This window comes from Bacillus sp. AFS031507, from assembly GCF_002584635.1.
In the GTDB taxonomy this organism is placed as follows: domain Bacteria; phylum Bacillota; class Bacilli; order Bacillales; family Cytobacillaceae; genus Neobacillus.
The window spans coordinates 1-20,810 of sequence record NZ_NUOW01000023.1; the positions used below are offsets into that span (position 1 = coordinate 1).

A 20,810-nucleotide genomic window follows, 5' to 3' on the forward strand; every position below is an offset into this window, starting at 1 on the left:
TGTTACGTTGGCTTAGTTTCTTAGTTGAAACTAAAAATTTTTGTTTGTTTGCACGATTTTGTTTGTTTAGTTTTCAAAGAACAATTTATTCATTCGCTCAAAAGCGACTTTATTAATATATCACCCACAAAACGTAATGTCAACAACTTTTTTTAAGTGTTTTTTACGTCAGCAGCGACGTTTATTAATATACCAAGATACTATATAATTGTCAACGAACTTTGCACAAAAAATATGAAGTTTTTTCTTACCCCTTTTTCCTATCCTTCTTTCCCCTCCTCATATACTTTAAACAATCATGGGGAGAAGCAACCCGTCTAAATAATGTAAATAAAACTTTATATCGTTCTTCCATTGCACGTTTAACAATATGATCGATTCGATCATCTCTTAAATCAAATAATATTTCATCCATTTCTCTTTTAATAAGGTATTCCATTTCTTTTACTTCTTTATCGTTTATTAGAAGTCCAAACATTGAATAACCTCCAGCGAAATATCTAGTTATAGTAGTCTTTTCCAATTATTGAAATTTTATGATTAAATTTTTCTAATCATATTTTTAAAATTACGGTCATAGGTTGAGACAAGGACAGTATTGGACGAGGTGGGGACGATGAAATTCTTTTTTGTATTTAACGGGAAGACTTTGAAGAATATTTCACTCATATTAATTGCTGCATTTTTTACTGCTTGGTTTCTCTACATAGAGAATCTTGCACAAATTCCTGTCTTTTCAACAAAAGATGGACCGAAAGCCGTTTATAGAGGGGAAAAGGATCTTGCTCTTACTTTCAATATCGGCTGGGGTGACGAAAAGGCAGAGCCGATTTTAGATACGCTAAATAAGGAGGGCGTAAAGGCAGCCACTTTTTTCTTAGCAGGTTCATGGGCTGAAAGACATCCGGATCTTGTCAGTCGGATTGTAAAGGATGGTTATGAAATCGGCATTCTTGGTTACGAATACAAAGACTATCGGGATTTGGAAGATGTAAAAATCGGCCAAGATATCTCAAAAGCACAAGTGGCCTTCACGAAGTTAAATGTAAAGAATATTAAATTACTCCGTGCTCCAACTGGCCATTTTGATGAGAGAACCTTGAAAATAGCCAACAGATATGGATATACGGTTGTCCATTGGAGTGTGGATTCAAAGGATTGGAATAATCCTGGCGTACCAACCATTGTTAAAAATGTTAATAAGGCTGAAAAAGGTGATATTATTCTGCTCCATGCTTCGGACTCGGCAAAGCAAACAGCAAAAGCACTGCCGCTGATTTTGAAGAATATTCAGCAAAAAGGGTTAAAACTTATTTCAGTATCAGAATTAATCGCAAATGGAGAGGCAAGTTCCAGAGAAATCAAATAGTTATACGCTAAAAAACCGTCCAATATATTAAATGGACGGTTTTTTTGTCTTTTTCATATTTGCTTGGTTATTATTTTTTGATTTACCAGGCGATTGACTCGCTCTTTTTTGTCTTTCCTGCTCAGATTGTAGGTTTAATTTATGAAGAATTAATAATTGATAGGCATTACACGCAAGCAACGCCAACATCATCAGGTAAAGCCAGCTCTTTTCATTGACACGCAGAACTGGAACCCACTCAACTAATGTAACCACGATCATAAAGAACATGGCAGGTATAAACGCCTCTTGATTTGTCTGTTTCGTTTTGTACCACGCAACGATTAGACCAACGACTAAAAGAATGATAGCTGGAACAAAATAAGGCAGGAGCACATCCTTTGATCCAGCAAAATTTTCGTATCGTAAATAAACTAAATCAAATAAACCAAATAGAATCAGGACAATTTGAACAGCATTCCAAAGTGAGACAGATTTAAAGATTCCTAAACCAAAACGGTGAACCGTTAAATATGCAAAAAAGCCCATTTGGCTGATGACACTAAACAGAAAGCCCATGACAATTAACCAAATTAATGTTGATAAAATATCAAAGAGTTTAAATTCAGTAAAATAGGGCTGAAACTCATTCCAGCGAACAATAAAGCCCACAATAGCCGTTGTGAGTCCGCCAACTAATAATGTGTTTAAAAATAGTTTTACCCAATTACGGCTCGTCACACTACAAACCTCCATACTAAGAAAAATAAATAACATTATGATTGTACCAAGCCGAATTTGAAAAATCCATATTTTATGATTCCTTACGAATAATCTTTCAGCAGTTACTACATGCTAAACTTAAGGATTTTTATGTGAAAGGGGCTTATTAATGAAAGCAAAAAGCATGTTGCTCCTCCTGCCCATCATGGTGTTCCTGACAAGTTGTTCTTCCAATGACGCCAGCAGCGGAGGACAAATTGATTACGAAGAAACGAAGAAAATGGTCGTTGATATTCTCAAAACCGATGATGGTAAGAAAGCAATCCAAGATGTGATGTCAAGTGATAGTATGAAGGAAAAGCTTGTGATGGATCAAAAAGTTGTCTCTGACACCATCCAGCAAACACTAACCTCAGATAAAGCCAAACAATACTGGAAAGAAACATTTAGTGATCCTAAATTTGCACAAAGCATTTCTAAAAATTTGAAATCTGAAAATAAAACGTTACTAAAGGAATTAATGAATGACCCTGAATATAGAGGAATGATGATTGAAGTTTTTAAAGAGCCTGAAATACAAAAGGAATTGGCAGATGCTCTAAAAAGCAAAGAATACCGCGAGCATCTCCAGAAAGTAATTACGGAAACGGTCGATAGTCCTTTATTTAAGGCAAAAATACAAGAATTACTCTTAAAGGCAGCTGAAGAAGCAAATAGCAAATCATCCGGAGGAAAGAGCAGCAGCGATCAATCGGGCGGCAGCAAAAGCGACCAAGGTAGCTGAAGCTAGACCTTGATACATTCCTATCAAAAAATAGAAGCCTCTCCACATCGGAAGAGGCTTCTATTTTCATTAATTTACTTTTTTAGCAAGCCAGTTACTTTTTCAGCTATTTCTAGATAAACTTTTCCAATCTGATGGTCTACTTGATAGACCGATGGGGCAAAGTCTTCCTCGTTCCAATCAGGCTGATTTAGCGGCAGACGGCCAAGAACTTCTGTATTTAATTCTTCCGCTAATTTATCGCCGCCGCCTTGGCCGAATACATATTCTTTTTCCCCGGTCAGCTTGCTTTCAAAATAAGCCATGTTTTCAATGACACCAAGAACTTCATGGTCAGTTTTCAGAGCCATTGCCCCAGCACGCGCTGCGACAAAAGCGGCCGTTGGATGCGGTGTTGTTACAATAACTTCTTTACATGCCGGAAGCATCGTATGAACGTCTAATGCGACATCCCCAGTTCCAGGTGGTAAATCTAAAAGTAAATACTCAATGTCGCCCCATTCTACTTCATTAAAGAAGCTGTTTAACATTTTCCCTAACATCGGCCCGCGCCAGATAATAGGTGAATTATCCTCAACAAAGAAGCCCATTGAAATGACTTGTACTCCAAACCGTTCAACAGGAATTATTTTTTCTCCTCTAACAACCGGTCTTTCTGTTATTCCCATCATATCTGGAACACTAAATCCATAGATATCCGCGTCAATTAGTCCAACCTTTTTGCCTAGACGTGCTAGTGCAACGGCGAGGTTAACCGAAACCGTTGATTTACCAACTCCGCCTTTTCCACTTGCGATCGCAATGAAGTTGGTATTATTTGAATGAAGCAGGTTGGTATCATTACTTTCTGGTTGTGCATGACGGTTTGCTGCTAACACTTCTTCAGGAAGTTCACTAAAACGGATTCCAACCGATGCCGCTCCTGCTTCTTTTAACAAATTGACAATTTGTGTTTGCAGTTGGAGCTGTTCAGCTGTACCTGTCTTTGCGATGGCTACCTTTACACTGACATGATTTTTTTCTTCTTTTACTTTTATTTCAACAATAGCATTTAATTCAGCTAATGTTTTATGTAAAAATGGTTCTTTGAGGCTGCCTAGAACCTCATGGACTCTTTCTTCTGTTAACATAAAAAAGCACCTCACATTTTGAATTCGTTTCCATCTCTTAGTATATCATAACCACACCCGGAAACAGTTAATTGAATCACACGTACTTTATAGGTTGAATCCAACTTTTCGCAAAAAAATAGAAGGGGTTTTCCCGCCTTCAATAATCTGGTTCAACTAATTCTTTTTCATTCGTGTAATAACGAGTAATTCCTTGATAGATGGATATCGCAATTTTTTCCTGGTAAGAATCCTTCTTTAAATTTTCCTTTTCTGCTGGATTGGACAAAAAGCCCACCTCAACTAAAATACCCGGCTTCTTTGCATTCTTTAATATATACACATTATTGATTGGTTTGGCTCTACGAGTGGTGTTCTCTAAGTTTTTCCGAAGTTCTTCCTGAACAAATTTTGCTGCCTTAGCATTTTCCTTAAAATGTGGAGCATAAAAGGTCTGTGCTCCGCTCCACCTGGCAGAAGGAATCGCATTTAAATGAATGCTGACAAAAAAATCGTTATCACCGTTATTGATCATTTTTAGTCTATTTTTTAAATCTTCAACTTTTCTCCTACTATAACCCCTTGTATCCGAAGCGGCTAAGTCTGTATCTGTTTCTCTCGTCATAATCACAAGGGCACCTTGCATTTGCAGGTAATCCTTGACCTTCTTTGTAATCTTTAAGGCAATGTCTTTTTCCAATGTTTGACCCGTTCCAGCACCGCCATCTGGACCGCCATGGCCCGGGTCAAGTAAGATGATTTTTCCCGACAATGGAAGATTCCACGCATTTAACGAGTCATCTTCAGCAAAATCGTATTGTAAAACGAAAAATAAGACAAATAGCCCCACAATAAAACTTATGATTTTTAATCTTCGTTTTGACACCCAGATCATTCCTTCCCGCTCGTCCCGATTCACTAAACTATATGGGACAAAGGGGGGATTTAGAACAGGAAGAAATGATGGACATTAGTGGAGACGGAGCTTGTGGCGCCTTTGCCCCTTTTCATAGCCTTCTCTCCACCAGATACGGATATATTGCTCACACAGGTAATAAAGTGATTCACTCATGGTGCCCTCTTCACCGCTTCCCCAATAAAGGAAAAAATTATATAGGGTATCAATTAAATGTTTTTCTTCTCGATAGCAGCGTTTGCGAACCTCATCTAAGTCTTCTCCATAATAACCAAACTTGCTGAATTTTGCCCCCAATAAAAAGGCTTCAAGGGCAATGTCATAGCATGCTTCTTCTATGCCTGTATTCATTATTAGGCTGGAGGCAATTTTTGTAGAGCCAAAGTATTGTTGGACTCGTTCTTTTAATGTATTGATCGATAACTCCCGAAGGACGGAACGCTCATATTTTATTTGTTTTTCCCGTTTTTTTTCTTTAAAGGTCGTAATTACTGTCACTACTTTTCACCTCTTAGAACTATTCTTTATCTGGGGTTCAGAAGAAATGCAAAGTTCTGACCGTTATAAGTTGCCAATTTTTATCCGATGGATTTTGCTGATAAAAACATAATTGTTAACAAAGTATTCAAACAATATTTATGTTACTTTTTGTAAAATTAAGGTGAGTTTCTTTAAAAGTTGGGAGAGGAAGAGAATATGATCGTAAAGCCCCGTACGATGTCAAAAGAGTATAGAACACTGTTATCTTTAAATGCACGTATGGATTTATCGCCAAAAGATAAGAAACATTTAGTGTACCTAGAAAAGGGCTACCAGGGAGAGTTGAAATTTGACCGGTTAACAATGAAATTGGAAAATGAACTTTATATAATAAATGATTTGTGCCTCGAGCAGAATAAATCATTTATTCAAATTGATACATTAATCATTTCTCAGCATACCGTCTACCCGTACGAAGTAAAAAACTATGAGGGAGATTATAGGTATGAATTAGGAAATTTCTATCCTAAATTATCTAAGGATGAAATAAGAAATCCATTACACCAATTAAATCGCAGTAAATCACTCCTCCGCCCTTTACTTAAAAATCTCGGCTTTTATTTACCTATTGAAGGTGACGTGGCCTTTGTCAACAAAAATTTCACCTTATATCAAGCCCCATTAAACGAACCCATTATACATCCCACTCAGCTTAATAGCCTGATGAAAAAATTAAACGGAATCCCATCAAAACTAACGAACCGCCACAAAATGCTTACTGACCAATCAATCTCACTGCATCAAACCGACTCTCCGTATACTCGTTTTCCGCCTTATAGCTATGGTCAATTGCAAAAGGGGCCTCTTTGCGCAGATTGTCATTCGTTAATATTTTCAGTTGAGGATAATAAGATCATTTTGGTGTGTGATAAATGCGGGCACGAGGAGTTGGTCGATTCAGTTGTCTTACGGTGCGCGGAAGAGTTAGTGCTGCTTTTCCCTGATTTAAAAATTACAACGAATCTGGTTCATGACTGGTGTAGGGTGGTTGGGTCTAGAAAAACGATACGAAGAATTCTAATGCAAAACTATAAGTCAGTTGGAGAAAGGCAGCATAGATATTTTGAATAATAATTGATTAAAGCCATCTCCTACTTCATTTTTGTCCAACTATACGCCCTTCCATTTGTCGTGGAGTGGCCTTGTTTTTTATTAAGGATGGAACCCTCTTTCATTTACCGGCGAGGCGCTTTTTCCCCTTTCCTCGGTAAATGGAGACCTTTTTCATTTACCGGCGAGGTGCTTTTTCCCCTTTTCTCGGTAAATGGAGACCTTTTTCATTTACCGGCGAGGCGCTTTTTCCCCTTTCCTCGGTAAATGGAGACTCTTTTCATTTACCGGCGAGGTGCTTTTTCCCCTTTCCTCGGTAAATGGAGACCTTTTTCATTTACCGATGGGACCCCTTTTTTCCCTTTCTCCGGTAAATGGAACCTCCCCCTCTTTAAAAGAGGTTAATACCACTTTTCCTGGTTGTTTCGATAACTCCCCGAACAAGTAAATTCGTCTTTTCTCATCCTAAAGTTGTAGATAAACTTCAAGCTTTTTTCCGAAGGATGATTTTCCAGAACCCTGTATGCTTAAAACATCAAGGAACAAAGGGGAGAGACAAATATGAAAAATAAAGTAGTAATGATCACTGGAGCCTCAAAAGGATTGGGTAGAGCGTTAACACTATCTTTTGCTAAGGAAGGAGCTAAACTTGCGATTTGCTCCAGGTCAGCAAAAGTCCTGCTAACTGTGAAAGAGGAAGCTGAAAATTTAGGTGCTGAGGTACTGGCGGTTACCGCTGATATTTCCAAATCACGGGATGTGGAAAGGCTCGTTGCGATGACAGAGGAAGCCTATGGCCATATTGATGTCCTGATTAATAATGCATCTATCCTAGGGCCTAGTCCAATGCCCATGCTGCTCGATTATCCGGAAGAAGATTTTGCTGAGGTGCTAAGGGTGAATGCAGTTTCGCCATTTCTGGTTACCAGAAGAGTGATTCCAGGGATGCTTGAGCGGAATGTAGGATCGATTATTAATGTTACATCTGAAGCTGGCCATACCGGTTATGCGGGCTGGGGTGCATACGGGATTTCAAAATTTGCAGTTGAGGGTCTTACCCAAACCTGGGCTGATGAATTAAGTGAAACAAATGTACGGGTAAACATGGTTGATCCCGGCGAAATGGACACAGAAATGCACCAGTTAGCTGTTCCCAATTGCGATTACCCATTGGCTAAACCGGAGGATGTGGTCGACATCTTTTTATATCTAGCATCCGATAAGTCTGCAGGAATTAATGGCCAGCGGTTTGAGGCCCAATCAGAGGAGGAATTGTGATGGCGACGAAAGCGTTGGATTTTTATCTGCCAGATGAATTAAATGCTTCCCATCCTCCTGAAAAACGCGGCTTAAGGCGGGATCATGTCAGGATGATGGTACTGGACCGGTCAACGGGAGAAGTCCGGCATGACCAGTTCTTCCACTTGGCAGATTACCTTCAGCCTGGGGATCTGGTCATAGCCAATAATAGCCGAACCATACCCGCGGTATTACATGGTAAATGGTCAAGAAACAACGTAACAATCGCACCCAAAGTGGAAGTCAGGTTGGCAAGGCGCCGTTGCGAAGAATTGTGGGATGCGCTAATTGTAGCTAACCCTGTTAAAACAGGTGATCGACTAGACTTTTCCCTGGAATTGTCAGCAATCGTAATCGGCGAGAAAGAGAATTCGCCACTTAAGACCATAAAATTTACGAAAAAAGGCACAGAGTTATTTAATAGCATCTATGACCTGGGTGAACCGATCCGATATGAATATATTGAACAGCCATGGGACTTGGATTACTATCAAACCGTTTTTGCCTCCCATCCCGGTTCCGTCGAGATGCCCTCGGCAGGCAGAGCCTTTAGCTGGGAGCTCATCTTTAAAATGAAGCACAAAGGCATCCATGTTGATTTTATCCAATTGCATACCGGGTTAAGCTATTTACTTGATGATAGGTGGCATCAGTCACCCGAAGAGAATGAAGAGGAGTATCAAATCTCTAAACGAATTATGGAACGGATCCTCCAAACGAAAGCATCTGGCAAAAGAGTCATTGCCGTCGGTACAACAGTAGTTCGGGCGCTCGAGACGGCCGCTAAAAACGGGGTCCTTTCAGGAGTGACAAATCTCTATATCGATCCACACTATCCTTTACAAATAGCTGACGGAATCATTACGGGGCTTCATGAGCCACAAGCAAGTCACCTCGATATGTTGTCCGCCTTTGTATCAGAGCACCATTTACTACAGGCATATGATTATGCAATTAAAGCCGGCTATTTATGGCATGAGTTTGGGGATATGAATCTTATTTTATAAGCGGGGAGGTACTTATATGCGGTTCCACCATTATGGCCTAGTAGTAGATCGTCTCGAGGAGTCCGTAGCTTTTTACAAAAAGCACTTTCGACTTCAGGAAGAAAGCCGCTTCTCTTTCATGGAGGAAGATATTGTGTTCCTGGCTGCCAAGGAGTTCAGGCTTGAGCTAATTTCTAGTCAATCCGCGGAAAATAATACACATTTATGCTTTGAGGTAGATGACCTCTATGAATTGATGAAACGGTTTGATTCCAACCGAAGAATAGAAGGGCCATACAAGCTTGAAAACGGCTGGGAAACAATTTTTTATGAAGGACCCAATAAAGAGGTCATTGAGTTTTTGCAGATTAAACCTATGTTATGATACTCAAAAATAAGCCGTCAGAAGTGCAGCTTTTTGACATCAAATGAAGAGAAACCATCCACCAATAAGCTATAATAACAGTAAATGCAGGACGCTGGAGGAGAATGTATGTCGGAAGAGAATAAAGATATCGGCGTTTTAAAGGAAATCGCTGAATTATTAAATGAAGGAACCGATACAAATGACGTATTGTCTGGAGTGTTGAAAAGGCTTCTTCAAGTGACGGGACTTCAAACAGGATGGATATTTTTAATGGATGAACATGGAACGCATCATCTTGCAGCCGACGAAGCCCTGCCGCCTGCTTTGGCGAATAACGATAAGCAGAGGATGTGTCAGGGTGGATGCTGGTGCGTCAATAAATATAACAATAAAAAATTAACGAAAGCAACCAATATTATGGAATGTAAACGGATTGAAGATGCGATCGACGAAAATGCAGGGGAAACATGCGGTCTCACCCATCACGCTACCGTCCCGCTCGGAGCTGGAAATGAACGATTCGGGATCTTAAACGTAGGTTCCCCCTACAAAACACATTTTCAAAAAAATGAGCTCGCCTTACTCGAAGCCGTTGCCTATCAAATCGGCACAGCGCTGAAACGGATCAAACTTACCCAGAGGGAACAGGAGACTGCGCTGGTCGCTGAGCGGAATCGGCTTGCAAGAGATCTTCATGATTCTGTTAATCAGCTGTTATTTTCCTTAAGCCTTACAGCGAGGGCCGGAGTGGAAATGACAGAGCAAGATGAAGTGAAACAAACGTTTGGCTATATACAGGATTTAGCGCAGGATGCGCTTGGCGAAATGAGAGCATTAATCTGGCAGCTGCGGCCGCTTGGATTGGAGAATGGAGTAGTAAGTGCTCTGAAAAGTTATGCGGAAATGCTTGGACTGTCCATTGAAGCAAACATCACAGGCGCAGCTAGCATTCCAGTAACGGTCGAGGAAGCATTGTGGCGCATCGGCCAAGAGGCTCTGGCCAATTGTAAAAAGCACTCCCAGACCACAGAAACCAGCCTCACCTTTCATACTGCCAAAGATGAGGTTGTCATGTCCGTCAAGGATCGCGGCTGCGGCTTCCACTCCGGAGAAAATCTAGAAATCCCCTCATTGGGATTAAAAAGTATGAAAACACGGACAGAAGCATTAAATGGCCAATTTCATTTAAAAAGTAAACCAGGAAGTGGGACAGAAATAGAAATTCATATTCCGTATTAAGGAGGAGAACTCAGTGAGTATCCGCGTACTAATCGCCGATGACCATCACGTCGTCAGAAGAGGTCTAGTCTTTTTTCTTCGGACCCAAAAAGACCTTGAAATTATCGGGGAAGCCGCCAACGGCAAGGAAGCGGTTGAACAGGCAAAATTACTGAAGCCAGATATTATTTTAATGGATCTGGTGATGCCGGAAATGGACGGAATCCAAGCCACAAAGATTATTAAACAAGAACAGCCAGACATTAAAATCATGATGTTAACGAGCTTTTCCGACCAGGATCATGTCATTCCAGCGCTCAAAGCCGGTGCTTCAGGGTTCCAGTTAAAAGATATCCAGCCCGATGAACTGGTCACATCCATTAAAAAAATAATTGGCGGGGAAAACCAGCTCCACCCAAAGGCTACCTCTCATTTACTAGCCAATTTGTCCAATAAAAACAAGCAAGAAAAGAATTTACTAGCGGAATTAACGAAAAGAGAGTTGGATGTTTTAAAAGAAATAGCCAACGGAAAAAGCAATAAAGAAATTGCCGCCTCGTTATTCATCACCGAAAAAACAGTAAAAACCCATGTATCAAACCTTTTGTCGAAACTCGAATTGGCTGACCGGACACAAGCCGCCTTGTATGCAGTAAGAAATCAATTAGTAGACTAAAACGGATTTGAGCTGAGCTTACATCCGTTTCATTTTTAAACAAATAAAAAACACAACCAATTGGTTGAGAGCTTAATTTTGTCGAAATCTACTCAGAATATGTAGATATTTCCCGGGAATTTGTTGAAGTTTGAAAAATATTGAATCCGAATAGTCGAAACAAAGGAATTTATACTTTTGATTCGGTGCCTGGGTTTAAATGGTGATTTATGCAAATTTGATCCTTCCTTGGAGGAGAGGATGCTCTTCTATTCTCCTGTATATCATGTAGCATAACGACCTCTTTTCCCTTTCTATGGTTCTGGGTATATATATTTGTGTTATATCGCCCAGCGATACGAAAACAAAAAATAGCCGATCTGCACCTTTCTTGAGGAACACTATAGTTATATCGCCCATCGATACAAACCAAAAAAAAGCAAAAAAAAGCCTTAAAAAGGTACCTTATTTTCGGAATAAGGAGAGGAGTCCTCCCCATTTTTCTTTAGGTTTTTGTATTTATTCTTCTAAACGTTTATTAAAATCATTTTGTGAAAGCCATTCACTTCATGTGTGGCCGCGAGTTCATTATTTACAAGTTATATCGCCAAGCGATACATACTTTCACACGTGTGGGAGAGCTATTAGCTCTTCATGAGATATATTTATTTTGATACTTATCGATACACCTAGAGAAAATACTTGGAATCACTCTTTCTATCCCAGGCTCCTATTCACATTCTAATATTCCTCATCTACCAGCTGTTTTGCTTCAAAATACAAAACCTGAATAAACTTCTTGGCATTAATCCGCGTATGCGTTGATGAAGTTAAAGATGCTTGTTTCAATTCCGTCATTCGTTGACGCACTGTTGTAAAATCAAAAAACTTCGACGCGTAATTCTCAAATTTCTGATTCGCAAAATCAGCGAGGCCAAGAGATGCCAAATGGTTCAATGATTGGTAAATTGCTCGGCGAACACGCTGTTCTGACGCTTTTCTCTCCCTGTCAACCTCATCTTGCGAAGCAACCGTTCCTAATTTTTTCAAGCTGATATGGGTGAAGATATCCTTTAAAATAGGAAATCCCGTCTCAGATGCTAGTCTTGTCTCATAATGGTATAAATAATCGATGATTTCCAGCAAGTCCTTGCTTCCATTTTCACCGGCTATGCCGAGTTCGGATAAAAGAACTTGCCCCCAGTCTGTAATTTTCTTTTCCCCGGAGGAAGACTTTTGTTCCTTGGCGGAATTCCAATCAAATACATTGCTGAGTGATTTTTGAATGTCTTGTATAGATCGCTCCAAACGAATGCGTTCCATGACCTTCTGTATAACCGATAATACTTCATTTCTGTTCAGCGGCTTTGTGATGTAATATTCGATTCCAAGTGAATATGCTTCTCCGATCAGTTCTTTTGATTCCACTTGGGAAATCATAATGATTTTCCCTTTAAATGACGGCGCAATGTGACGAATGGTTTCAATTCCGTCCCGGATCGGCATCAGTAAATCAATGAATAAAATATCGACATGCTTCATTGCCAGCGTATGTGCATCTAGGAAAGAACCATCTTCCACTTCCCCTACAACGTCACCCAATTCTTCATCCTCTATAATTTGTGACAGCATAGATCGAAAGACTTCATCATCATCCGTAATATAAAAAAACATAAACTCACCCTTTCTCGGCAAGACAGAGGATCGGCAGCCGGATAATGAAAATGCATCCTTTCCCACTCGTTTGGAGTGTTACCTCGCCTCCCAATTCCTCTGACATTTCTTTTATATAAGATAGCCCGATTCCCGTGGACGGTGTTCCATCTTCTCCATATTTAGAGGTAAACCCCGGTTTAAAAATGAGATGATTATATTTTGAAGGAACGCCTGGACCGTCGTCAATCACTTTACACTCGATCCAATTATCCTCTTTATCTATTGAAACGGTGATTGTGCCTGTATTTTCAATCGCTTCTACTGCGTTCGCGACTAAATTGTTGATAAAAGACAGCATAAGGTAAATGTGATATTTCGGATGCTCTCCCCTAATCTGCGAAACAAATTCAATTTTCTTCCCTAACAGCGCAGCATATTTCTGATTGATTCGAACTATTATGTCCGCTAGTTCATGTACATTCATATATTCCGGCAGACTTTCGCTTGAAATGAGCTTTGATAGGCCCGCAAAGATTCTTTGGTTATCCTTTTTTATTTCATGCACCTCTCCGGCTATCCGTAAAGCTTTTTTTCCCCAATTTTCAATTGGAAGTCCATGGTCTTTTTTAAAATCAATCATGTTTCGATATAAATTGTAGGATTCTTTTGTGATGGTTTCTGCATTTTGCAGCGTCTTTTTCAAATAAACAGACTCTACATACAAATTGGAAAGGTGCATGAGCATATTCTCATTCTCCCTCCGGGTTTGCGATTCTTTCAGTCGTAGTTCGTACAGCTTCATCATATTGATGAAGGCCAAAACAAAAAAGCTTCGAAACACCGCGATAATAATGATTTTATTCAATGCCCCTATCGTCACAGCCGTTCCCAATACAAAAAGATGAAAAAACATTAACTCAATAAGACTGGATGTGATTTCAATTGTAATACCGAAACATCCAATCAGCAAAGGATGTTGAAAACGATTCACCCTCATCAAATAAAACAGGAAGGCATATGTAAAATAGTAGAAGAACGTCGGATACCGTTCGGTAAGAGATACTGCCAGGCTAAAGTCTGCCGACACCATCCAATCCAATAAAACACGGAACCCCGAAACTGACGTTCCTACTAACAGCCCCATGACAACAGGTGAAATTTTACGAAAGAACAATAAAGAAAAGAAGAAAATAGGAGTTCCGAAACTTACACGAAATACATTATCGAATGGATGAAAGTTCAATTCACCCGCGATTGGTACTATAACCATAAGAGCAATAACGATCCAGAAATCTTTGCTTTGCAGTTGATCCGCTCTCAAATCCGCCACTTCCTGATTTTTGCTACTAACAAACCGCCGCCTTGTAGTTATAAACACAATTGCCCCCCATACACTACTAGTTATATATATATATGAAGATACAGCTTGTTTATCAAAACAAGCTCGATTTTCTCCCATTATACCAGAACAGTTTCCTTTGCCGCTTTTATAGGCCGATACACCGGTTCCCACATTGCGTTTCGAACTGCTTGCTTAATATCGTCATGTTTTATTCGTGCCACACCATCGGCAACAGCCGCCTTTGCCACTTCTATCGCGACAATTTCTGAAATGGCACGTAGATTCTCAATCTGCGGAAGTAAAGGCGCACCTGGATTGCTTACATCAATCATTCCCGCCACAGCTTCTGCTGCCGCAGCAAACATGCCGTCAGTGATGATACTTGCACGGGACACGTTCGTTCCAAGTCCAAGCCCCGGAAAAATAAGAGCGTTATTGGATTGTCCGATTACATATACTGTTTTGTTATATGTTACAGGAGAAAACGGACTTCCTGTTGCTACTAGGGCTCTTCCCTCTGTCCAATGGATTAGATCAGCAGGCTTTGCTTCCGCAAGGGGAGTGGGATTGGACATAGGCAAAATTACCGGTCTTTCAACGTGAGCTGCCATGTCTTTCACAATATCCTCGGTGAATGCCCCCGCCACAGTTGAAGTTCCGATCAAAATAGTTGGATGTACTTGACGAACGACTTCAGCTAATCCCAATCCTGCATTGTTTTCTTCAGAAGGACGCGCATATGGGCGCTGGAAGTCGTACAATTCGTCCATATCATCTTCCAGTAAACCATTCCGGTCAATGCACCAAAATCTGCGGTTCGCCGATTCCCATGAAAGCCCCTCGCGTACCATGGCATCACGCACCTGATCAGCAATTCCAATACCCGCTGTACCCGCCCCGAATATGACAACACGATGCTCACTGAGCGGAATATCGGAAGCACGCACTGCCGCCAGCACAGCAGCAAGCGATACGGCTCCTGTACCTTGTATATCGTCATTAAATGTACACACTTTATCTCGATACTTGTCTAAAATGCTCCGCGCATTATGGGAGCTGAAATCCTCCCAATGGAGCAAGGCATTAGGAAACATTCTCGCCGCCGTACTTACAAACTGCTCAATGAATGCATCATACTGTCCATACCGAACACGGGGATGGCAATTTCCGATGTAGAACGGGTTGTTCAGAAGCTCATCACGATCTGTGCCTACATCTAAAATTACAGGCATGACGCGGGCGGGATCGATTCCAGCTGCGGCTGTATAAACGGCTAATTTGCCAATCGCGATATTAATACCGCCAACACCCCAGTCACCGATTCCTAAAATGCCTTCCCCATCGGTAATAACGATTAAATCGATATCTTCCGCACTCGCCCCAAAGTTTTCAAATGCTTGTTCAATGCCGTTTGCATCATTAATAGATAAATACACCCCGCGCGGTCGGCGGTATTCGAGACTGTAACGCTGGATTGCTAACCCGACTGTTGGTGTATATATGATTGGAAGCATTTCTGGTAAATGGTCCGTCAGAACCCGGTAAAACAATACCTCGTTTCGGTCACGCAATGCCGATAACGCTACATTTTTATGCAAATCATTCGGCTGCGAGGAGAATTGTTCATAAGCGCGGCGTGCCTGCTCATCAAGCGTCAGTACTGCCGGCGGCAATAATCCTGTTAAATCCAGCTCCTGTCTCTCCTCCTCCGTGAATGCAACCCCCTTATTCAACAACGGTATAGCCATTAATTCCGAACCTCGTAAGTCAGTTTCCACATCCCCATTCGGACCAACCTTGAATTTATACATATAATCCCTTCCTTTTCCAATCGACTTCTGCTATTGATTCTCAATAGAAATAGTGCACCCGGCTCGTTTAGGCGCAGAACCAGAGGTTCTCCCCCTAAAAAGCGCTTTTGCTTTTTTGTGGTGAAGGCTCTCTGGTAGAGCGCCTTGCCGGCGGAGTTTTACCCCTTATGTCAAGCAAAAAAGGGCCTCTCCGCCCTCCTTTGCTTGACATGTACAAGTTTACTGTCTATCTAAAAGAACTGCACCTGCGATACCTGGGTGAGTCATTTCATAAGGGTCCAAAATTAGATCGAGCTCTTCTTCTGATAATACGTCATATTTCAAGCATAATTCGCGAATCGGCTGACCTGTTAAAATCGCTTCTCTCGCTATACGTGCAGCAACCTCATAGCCGATATGCGGATTTACCGCCGTAATAATGCCGGCACTCTTTTCTACATATTCCTTCATTCTTTCTTCATTTGCTTCAATTCCCTTTAAACAATAGTCTGTAAATGCACGAAATGCATTATTCATAATACTGATGGATTGAAGTAAATTAAATACGAGAACAGGCTCCATAACATTCAGTTCCAGCTGCCCTGCTTCAGAAGCAAGACAAATCGTATGGTCGTTTCCAATAACTTGAAACGCCACCTGATTAATGACCTCAGCCATTACAGGGTTCACTTTCCCCGGCATAATGGAAGAACCAGGCTGACGTGCAGGTAATATTATCTCACCGAGTCCCGTGCGAGGACCGGAAGCCATCAATCTCAAATCATTGGCAATTTTGGACATGTTCATCATGCATACTTTAAGTGCTGCCGATACTTCCGTGTAAACATCTGTGTTTTGGGTTGCATCCACAAGGTGCTCAGCACCCACAAGCGATAAGCCGCTAATATCGGCAAGATGCTCGACTACACGCTCAATATAGCGAGGGTCTGCGTTCAAGCCAGTTCCCACAGCTGTCGCGCCCATATTCACCTCATATAAATGCTGCCGTGATTGTTTGATGCGCTTGATATCGCGGGCAATTACGCGGGAGTATGCTTCAAACTCTTGACCTAATCGAATCGGTACAGCATCCTGCAGATGAGTACGGCCCATTTTAATGACCCGGTCAAATTCCTTTGCTTTTTGCTCGAATACGCAATGCATATATTCCATTGTGTCTAATAATTTTTCTAACATATTCAATGTTGCGATGTGAATCGCAGTCGGAAAAGCATCATTTGTAGACTGTGCCATATTCACATGGCTGTTCGGACTAATATGAAAGTAGTCTCCTCTTTCTTTTCCGATTAATTCAAGCGCACGATTGGCAATGACCTCATTCGCATTCATGTTCATTGATGTACCTGCGCCGCCTTGAATCGGGTCGACAATGAAATGATCGTGCCACTTGCCGTCGATGATTTCTTCAGCAGCTTCTATTATGGCTTTGCCTGCCCCTTCATAAAGGCGCTTTGTTTCCATATTGGCAAGAGCAGCCGCTTTCTTGACAATGGCCAAAGCTTTAATTAGTTCTTCATGAATTATATATCCTGTAATAGGAAAGTTCTCGACAGCGCGCAATGTTTGTATGCCGTAATAGGCATTTACAGGCACCTCTTTTTCCCCTAAAAAATCCTTTTCAATCCGAACATTTGCTTTTATTTTAGTTACTGTCATTACATTCTCCTCCTATCCCTTTATGCAGCCTTTGTTTCTTTAACAGAATCCAAATAGTCCTGCGCTTTTTCTTTATCAAATTCGCCCTCCCATTTCGCCATTGAGATGGCAGCCAATGAGTTTCCTAAAACGTTTACAGCCGAGCGAATCATATCTAAAATACGATCGATGCCAGCAATCAAAGCAATTCCCTCTAACGGTAATCCCATAGAGCCAAGTGTCGCCAGCACAACGACAAACGATGCACCTGGGACGCCTGCCATACCTTTTGAAGTCATCATAAGTACAAATAACAATGTAATTTGCTGCATCAACGACATGTGTACATTATACATTTGCGCAACAAACAGCGAAGCAAGCGCCTGATAAATTGCTGATCCTGTCAGATTGAATGTGTATCCTGTCGGAATGACGAAAGAAACAATCGCCTTCGGACAACCGAATTGCTCCATCTTTTTCATGATGTTCGGGAGCACTGCCTCAGAACTCGCTGTTGTAAAAGAAATGATAAGTTCTTCCTTTAAAATCTTAATAAGTGTAAAAATATTTGTTCCTGTCATTTTCGCGTTTATACCTAAAATCACAATAGCGAAAAACAATACAGTTACATACACAGCCAATACAAGCTTTCCAAGCGGAAGCAATGTGCTCACTCCGAAATGGGCCACCGTCACCGCAATAAGAGCGAATACTCCAAACGGAGCAGCCTTCATTACTTGATTTGTTACCCAAAACATTGCTTCTAAAACACCTTCAAAGAAATGAAGCACCGGCTTTCCTTTGTCCCCGATTGCTGCGACCCCTAGGCCGAATAGAACACTGAAGAAAATAATCGGCAATAGATCCCCTTGCGCCATTGATTCAAACACATTTTTTGGAACGATGTGAACGATTGTTTCCGCAAAGCCTTTGTTTTGTGTAGCGCTTGCAGTTTGTTCGTATGCTGAGATATCTCCTTTTGCCAGATGGCTCATATCTACACCAGAACCTGGATGGAATACGTTTGCAGCCAGCAAGCCAATCCCCAGCGCAATCGTTGTAATGATTTCAAAATAAAGAATCGTCTTGCCGCCAAGCTTACCTAATTTTTTTATATCACCTACACCCGCCACAGCAACAACAAGTGCGGCTATTACAATCGGCATAACGATCATTTTAATTAAATGAATGAAAATATCACCGATTGGCGCAATGTAGGAAATTGCTGTATTGTTCCCATAAGTAGCAGCCCCAACCACTATACCTAAAATAAGTGCAATAAAAATTTGCGTAGCTAATCCAAATTTTTTCATGTCCATCCTCCTTGTTAACGCTTTCAATTTATTTGAATACTTAAGTAATTTTAAAAGCAAAACAACAAAACCCTACAAAAACCTACAAAACGAATAAAAAAATTTTTAAATGAACAAACCGCTACGAGGATCCAGGTACCATGAACAATGATTTGTGGAAGGAAAATATTTTCGTGGTCAAAAGCTTTTTGTGGACAGAAAAAAGACCCTCAACCAAAATGGTTGAGAGCCTTGGAAATGTTGATAATTAACGTTTTGAAAACTGAGGTTTGATTTGGTAAAAACCAGATTTAAATGTCCTCTTCTAATGAGTTAATTACACCACGTTCATGTGAAGCTGATATATAGAAAAAAGTTACCATTAATAATACCGCCAATGTTACCCATCCTATAAAGGAATAACATATTTGGAGGTAATTTCATGGCACAATTAAGAGATATCATGACATCAAATGTTCTTACAGTTAACGAAACACAGACCGTACAGGAAGCTGCAGCGTTAATGAGCGAATATAATATTGGAGCTATCCCAGTAATAAATAACAACAGACAAATGGTTGGAATTGTAACGGATCGTGATATTACCCTTCGTACGACAGCACAAGGAGAAGATCCACAAACACCAGTATCTCAAGTAATGACTGCACAGCAGATCGTACAAGGTACACCTGATATGGATGTCCATCAAGCAGCAAATTTGATGGCACAGCAGCAAATTCGCCGATTGCCGGTAATCGAAAATGGACAAATAGTAGGAATGGTTGCTTTAGGTGATCTAGCAGTAGAAAATCAATATGCAAACGAGGCAGAACAGGCATTACAAAGTATCTCAACTCCTTCCGCACCTCAACAATAGTAAGGGGTTACCTTTATTGTCATAAGATAATTATTAGCACAGATCAGCCCTTGGTCTGTGCTAGCATTTTTTATAATAGAAGTGAATAAATAAGTGGAAAAAAACGAAGATTTACCTCTTCGTTTTTTTATTTGTTATTCACCGCTCAAAAGTTTCAAAATGAGCTATGATATCTGGTCAAAAAAACTTTTCGTGATCAAAAGCCTTTTTTCTATATAAAAAAGACCCCCAACCAAATTGGTTGAGAGCCTTTGAAACGCCATAAAATTAACGTTTTGAGAACTGAGGCGCACGACGAGCACCTTTAAGACCGTATTTTTTACGTTCTTTCATACGTGCATCACGAGTTAATAATCCAGCGCGCTTTAATGTTGGACGGAATTCAGGGTCAGCTTGAAGTAATGCGCGAGCAATACCGTGGCGGATTGCGCCAGCTTGACCAGTGTATCCACCGCCGCTTACGTTTACAAGAACATCATAGCTTCCAACTGTTTCAGTAGCTACTAATGGTTGTCTTACAACAACACGTAATGCTTCAAATGGGATATAATCTTCAATTTCACGACTATTTACAATAATTTTACCTGTGCCTGGTACTAAACGTACACGTGCAACAGAACTTTTACGGCGACCTGTACCGATATATTGAACTTGTGCCAAGTTAATTCCCTCCCTCTTTATTAACCGCGAAGTTCGTAAACTTCAGGTTGTTGTGCTTGGTGCGGATGTTCGCTGCCAGCATATACATGTAATTTTTTAAACATTTGACGGCCAAGAGAATTCTTTGGAAGCATACCTTTAACAGCAAGCTCGATCATTTTCTCAGCATAGTTAGTACGCATTTCTAAAGCAGTTCTTGTTTTTAAACCACCTGGATGCATTGTGTGACGGTAGTAAATCTTGTCAGTTAATTTCTTTCCAGTAAGTTCTACCTTTGAAGCATTAAGAATAATTACATTATCACCAGTGTCAACATGTGGTGTAAAAGTTGGTTTGTTTTTACCACGTAAAATTGATGCTACTTCAGAAGCAAGACGTCCAAGAGTTTTGCCCTCTGCATCAATTACGTACCATTTACGCTCGATAGTGTTGGCATTTGCCATAAACGTTGTACGCATGAGTTTCCCTCCTAAATTAAATCCATAAAAGATTATTGTTTTCGCACTTTTAAAGTAATTAGAGTCCGATTCTGTTCCGGGAAT

21 protein-coding genes are annotated in these 20,810 nt (G+C 40.6%); 9 read left to right on the plus strand and 12 right to left on the minus strand.

Annotation, left to right across the window (positions count from 1 at the left end):
* Positions 1-247 precede the first annotated feature (247 nt).
* A complete protein-coding gene (locus tag COE25_RS19600; RefSeq protein WP_026565703.1) occupies positions 248-478 on the minus strand; it encodes a hypothetical protein in 231 nt (76 codons plus the stop codon).
* A 138-nt stretch (positions 479-616) separates the two neighbouring features.
* Between COE25_RS19600 and pdaB the strand changes: the two genes are divergently transcribed.
* Positions 617-1,369 (plus strand): polysaccharide deacetylase family sporulation protein PdaB, encoded by a 753-nt coding sequence (pdaB, locus tag COE25_RS19605; RefSeq protein ID WP_098933826.1) that lies wholly within the window; start codon positions 617-619, stop codon positions 1,367-1,369.
* Positions 1,370-1,396: 27 nt separating this feature from the next.
* Here the strand turns inward: pdaB and COE25_RS19610 are convergent, their stop codons facing one another.
* A complete protein-coding gene (locus COE25_RS19610; protein ID WP_088085023.1) occupies positions 1,397-2,089 on the minus strand; it encodes a KinB-signaling pathway activation protein in 693 nt (230 codons plus the stop codon).
* Positions 2,090-2,240: 151 nt separating this feature from the next.
* Between COE25_RS19610 and gerD the strand changes: the two genes are divergently transcribed.
* Positions 2,241-2,855 carry a spore germination lipoprotein GerD gene (gerD, locus tag COE25_RS19615; protein WP_179195685.1) on the plus strand — a complete coding sequence of 205 codons (615 nt, stop codon included), beginning with the start codon at positions 2,241-2,243 and terminating at the stop codon, positions 2,853-2,855.
* 74 nt (positions 2,856-2,929) lie between these two features.
* Here the strand turns inward: gerD and COE25_RS19620 are convergent, their stop codons facing one another.
* From COE25_RS19620 to COE25_RS19630, 3 genes are all read right to left on the minus strand, one after another.
* Positions 2,930-3,985, minus strand: coding sequence for an Mrp/NBP35 family ATP-binding protein (locus COE25_RS19620; protein ID WP_098933827.1), 1,056 nt, complete (start codon positions 3,983-3,985; stop codon positions 2,930-2,932).
* Between the two features lie 139 nt (positions 3,986-4,124).
* Positions 4,125-4,850 carry an N-acetylmuramoyl-L-alanine amidase CwlD gene (gene cwlD / locus COE25_RS19625; RefSeq protein WP_306298912.1) on the minus strand — a complete coding sequence of 242 codons (726 nt, stop codon included), beginning with the start codon at positions 4,848-4,850 and terminating at the stop codon, positions 4,125-4,127.
* Positions 4,851-4,934: 84 nt separating this feature from the next.
* Positions 4,935-5,378, minus strand: coding sequence for a YbaK family protein (locus COE25_RS19630; RefSeq protein ID WP_088085020.1), 444 nt, complete (start codon positions 5,376-5,378; stop codon positions 4,935-4,937).
* 198 nt (positions 5,379-5,576) lie between these two features.
* On the opposite strand from COE25_RS19630, the gene COE25_RS19635 reads away from it, so the two are divergent.
* The 6 genes from COE25_RS19635 to COE25_RS19660 all read left to right on the plus strand — a co-directional run bounded on the left by COE25_RS19635 (position 5,577) and on the right by COE25_RS19660 (position 11,016).
* Complete coding sequence (locus tag COE25_RS19635) at positions 5,577-6,491, plus strand: nuclease-related domain-containing protein (RefSeq protein ID WP_098933828.1); 915 nt, start codon at positions 5,577-5,579, stop codon at positions 6,489-6,491.
* A 540-nt stretch (positions 6,492-7,031) separates the two neighbouring features.
* On the plus strand, positions 7,032-7,748 hold the full coding sequence (locus COE25_RS19640; RefSeq protein ID WP_088085019.1) for an SDR family NAD(P)-dependent oxidoreductase: 717 nt from the start codon (positions 7,032-7,034) through the stop codon (positions 7,746-7,748).
* A complete protein-coding gene (locus tag COE25_RS19645) occupies positions 7,748-8,776 on the plus strand; it encodes an S-adenosylmethionine:tRNA ribosyltransferase-isomerase (protein ID WP_098933829.1) in 1,029 nt (342 codons plus the stop codon). Before COE25_RS19640 ends, COE25_RS19645 begins: the two co-directional genes overlap by 1 nt.
* Positions 8,777-8,792: 16 nt before the next feature.
* The gene (locus tag COE25_RS19650) at positions 8,793-9,140 is read left to right on the plus strand and encodes a VOC family protein (RefSeq protein WP_098933830.1); all 348 of its coding nucleotides are present in this window, start codon (positions 8,793-8,795) and stop codon (positions 9,138-9,140) included.
* 108 nt (positions 9,141-9,248) lie between these two features.
* The gene (locus COE25_RS19655; protein WP_098933831.1) at positions 9,249-10,361 is read left to right on the plus strand and encodes a GAF domain-containing sensor histidine kinase; all 1,113 of its coding nucleotides are present in this window, start codon (positions 9,249-9,251) and stop codon (positions 10,359-10,361) included.
* Positions 10,362-10,374: 13 nt separating this feature from the next.
* Complete coding sequence (locus tag COE25_RS19660) at positions 10,375-11,016, plus strand: response regulator (protein ID WP_088085015.1); 642 nt, start codon at positions 10,375-10,377, stop codon at positions 11,014-11,016.
* Between the two features lie 720 nt (positions 11,017-11,736).
* Here the strand turns inward: COE25_RS19660 and COE25_RS19665 are convergent.
* From COE25_RS19665 to COE25_RS19685, 5 genes are all read right to left on the minus strand, one after another.
* Complete coding sequence (locus tag COE25_RS19665; protein ID WP_098933832.1) at positions 11,737-12,669, minus strand: response regulator; 933 nt, start codon at positions 12,667-12,669, stop codon at positions 11,737-11,739.
* Positions 12,670-12,673: 4 nt separating this feature from the next.
* A complete protein-coding gene (locus COE25_RS19670) occupies positions 12,674-13,981 on the minus strand; it encodes a sensor histidine kinase (RefSeq protein ID WP_098933855.1) in 1,308 nt (435 codons plus the stop codon).
* A gap of 128 nt (positions 13,982-14,109) precedes the next feature.
* Positions 14,110-15,804 (minus strand): NAD-dependent malic enzyme, encoded by a 1,695-nt coding sequence (locus COE25_RS19675; protein WP_306572711.1) that lies wholly within the window; start codon positions 15,802-15,804, stop codon positions 14,110-14,112.
* A gap of 219 nt (positions 15,805-16,023) precedes the next feature.
* Positions 16,024-17,460: an aspartate ammonia-lyase gene (gene aspA / locus COE25_RS19680; RefSeq protein WP_088085012.1), complete on the minus strand. Its 1,437-nt coding sequence runs from the start codon at positions 17,458-17,460 to the stop codon at positions 16,024-16,026.
* Between the two features lie 20 nt (positions 17,461-17,480).
* Positions 17,481-18,752, minus strand: a complete 1,272-nt coding sequence (locus COE25_RS19685; RefSeq protein WP_098933834.1) for a cation:dicarboxylate symporter family transporter — start codon at positions 18,750-18,752, stop codon at positions 17,481-17,483.
* A gap of 421 nt (positions 18,753-19,173) precedes the next feature.
* Here COE25_RS19685 and COE25_RS19690 point away from each other — a divergent pair, with 421 nt between their 5' ends.
* Positions 19,174-19,608 (plus strand): CBS domain-containing protein, encoded by a 435-nt coding sequence (locus tag COE25_RS19690; protein WP_088085010.1) that lies wholly within the window; start codon positions 19,174-19,176, stop codon positions 19,606-19,608.
* 267 nt (positions 19,609-19,875) lie between these two features.
* Here the strand turns inward: COE25_RS19690 and rpsI are convergent, their stop codons facing one another.
* Complete coding sequence (gene rpsI, locus COE25_RS19695; RefSeq protein WP_088085009.1) at positions 19,876-20,268, minus strand: 30S ribosomal protein S9; 393 nt, start codon at positions 20,266-20,268, stop codon at positions 19,876-19,878.
* 20 nt (positions 20,269-20,288) lie between these two features.
* Positions 20,289-20,726 carry a 50S ribosomal protein L13 gene (gene rplM / locus COE25_RS19700; protein ID WP_088085008.1) on the minus strand — a complete coding sequence of 146 codons (438 nt, stop codon included), beginning with the start codon at positions 20,724-20,726 and terminating at the stop codon, positions 20,289-20,291.
* Positions 20,727-20,810 lie beyond the last annotated feature (84 nt).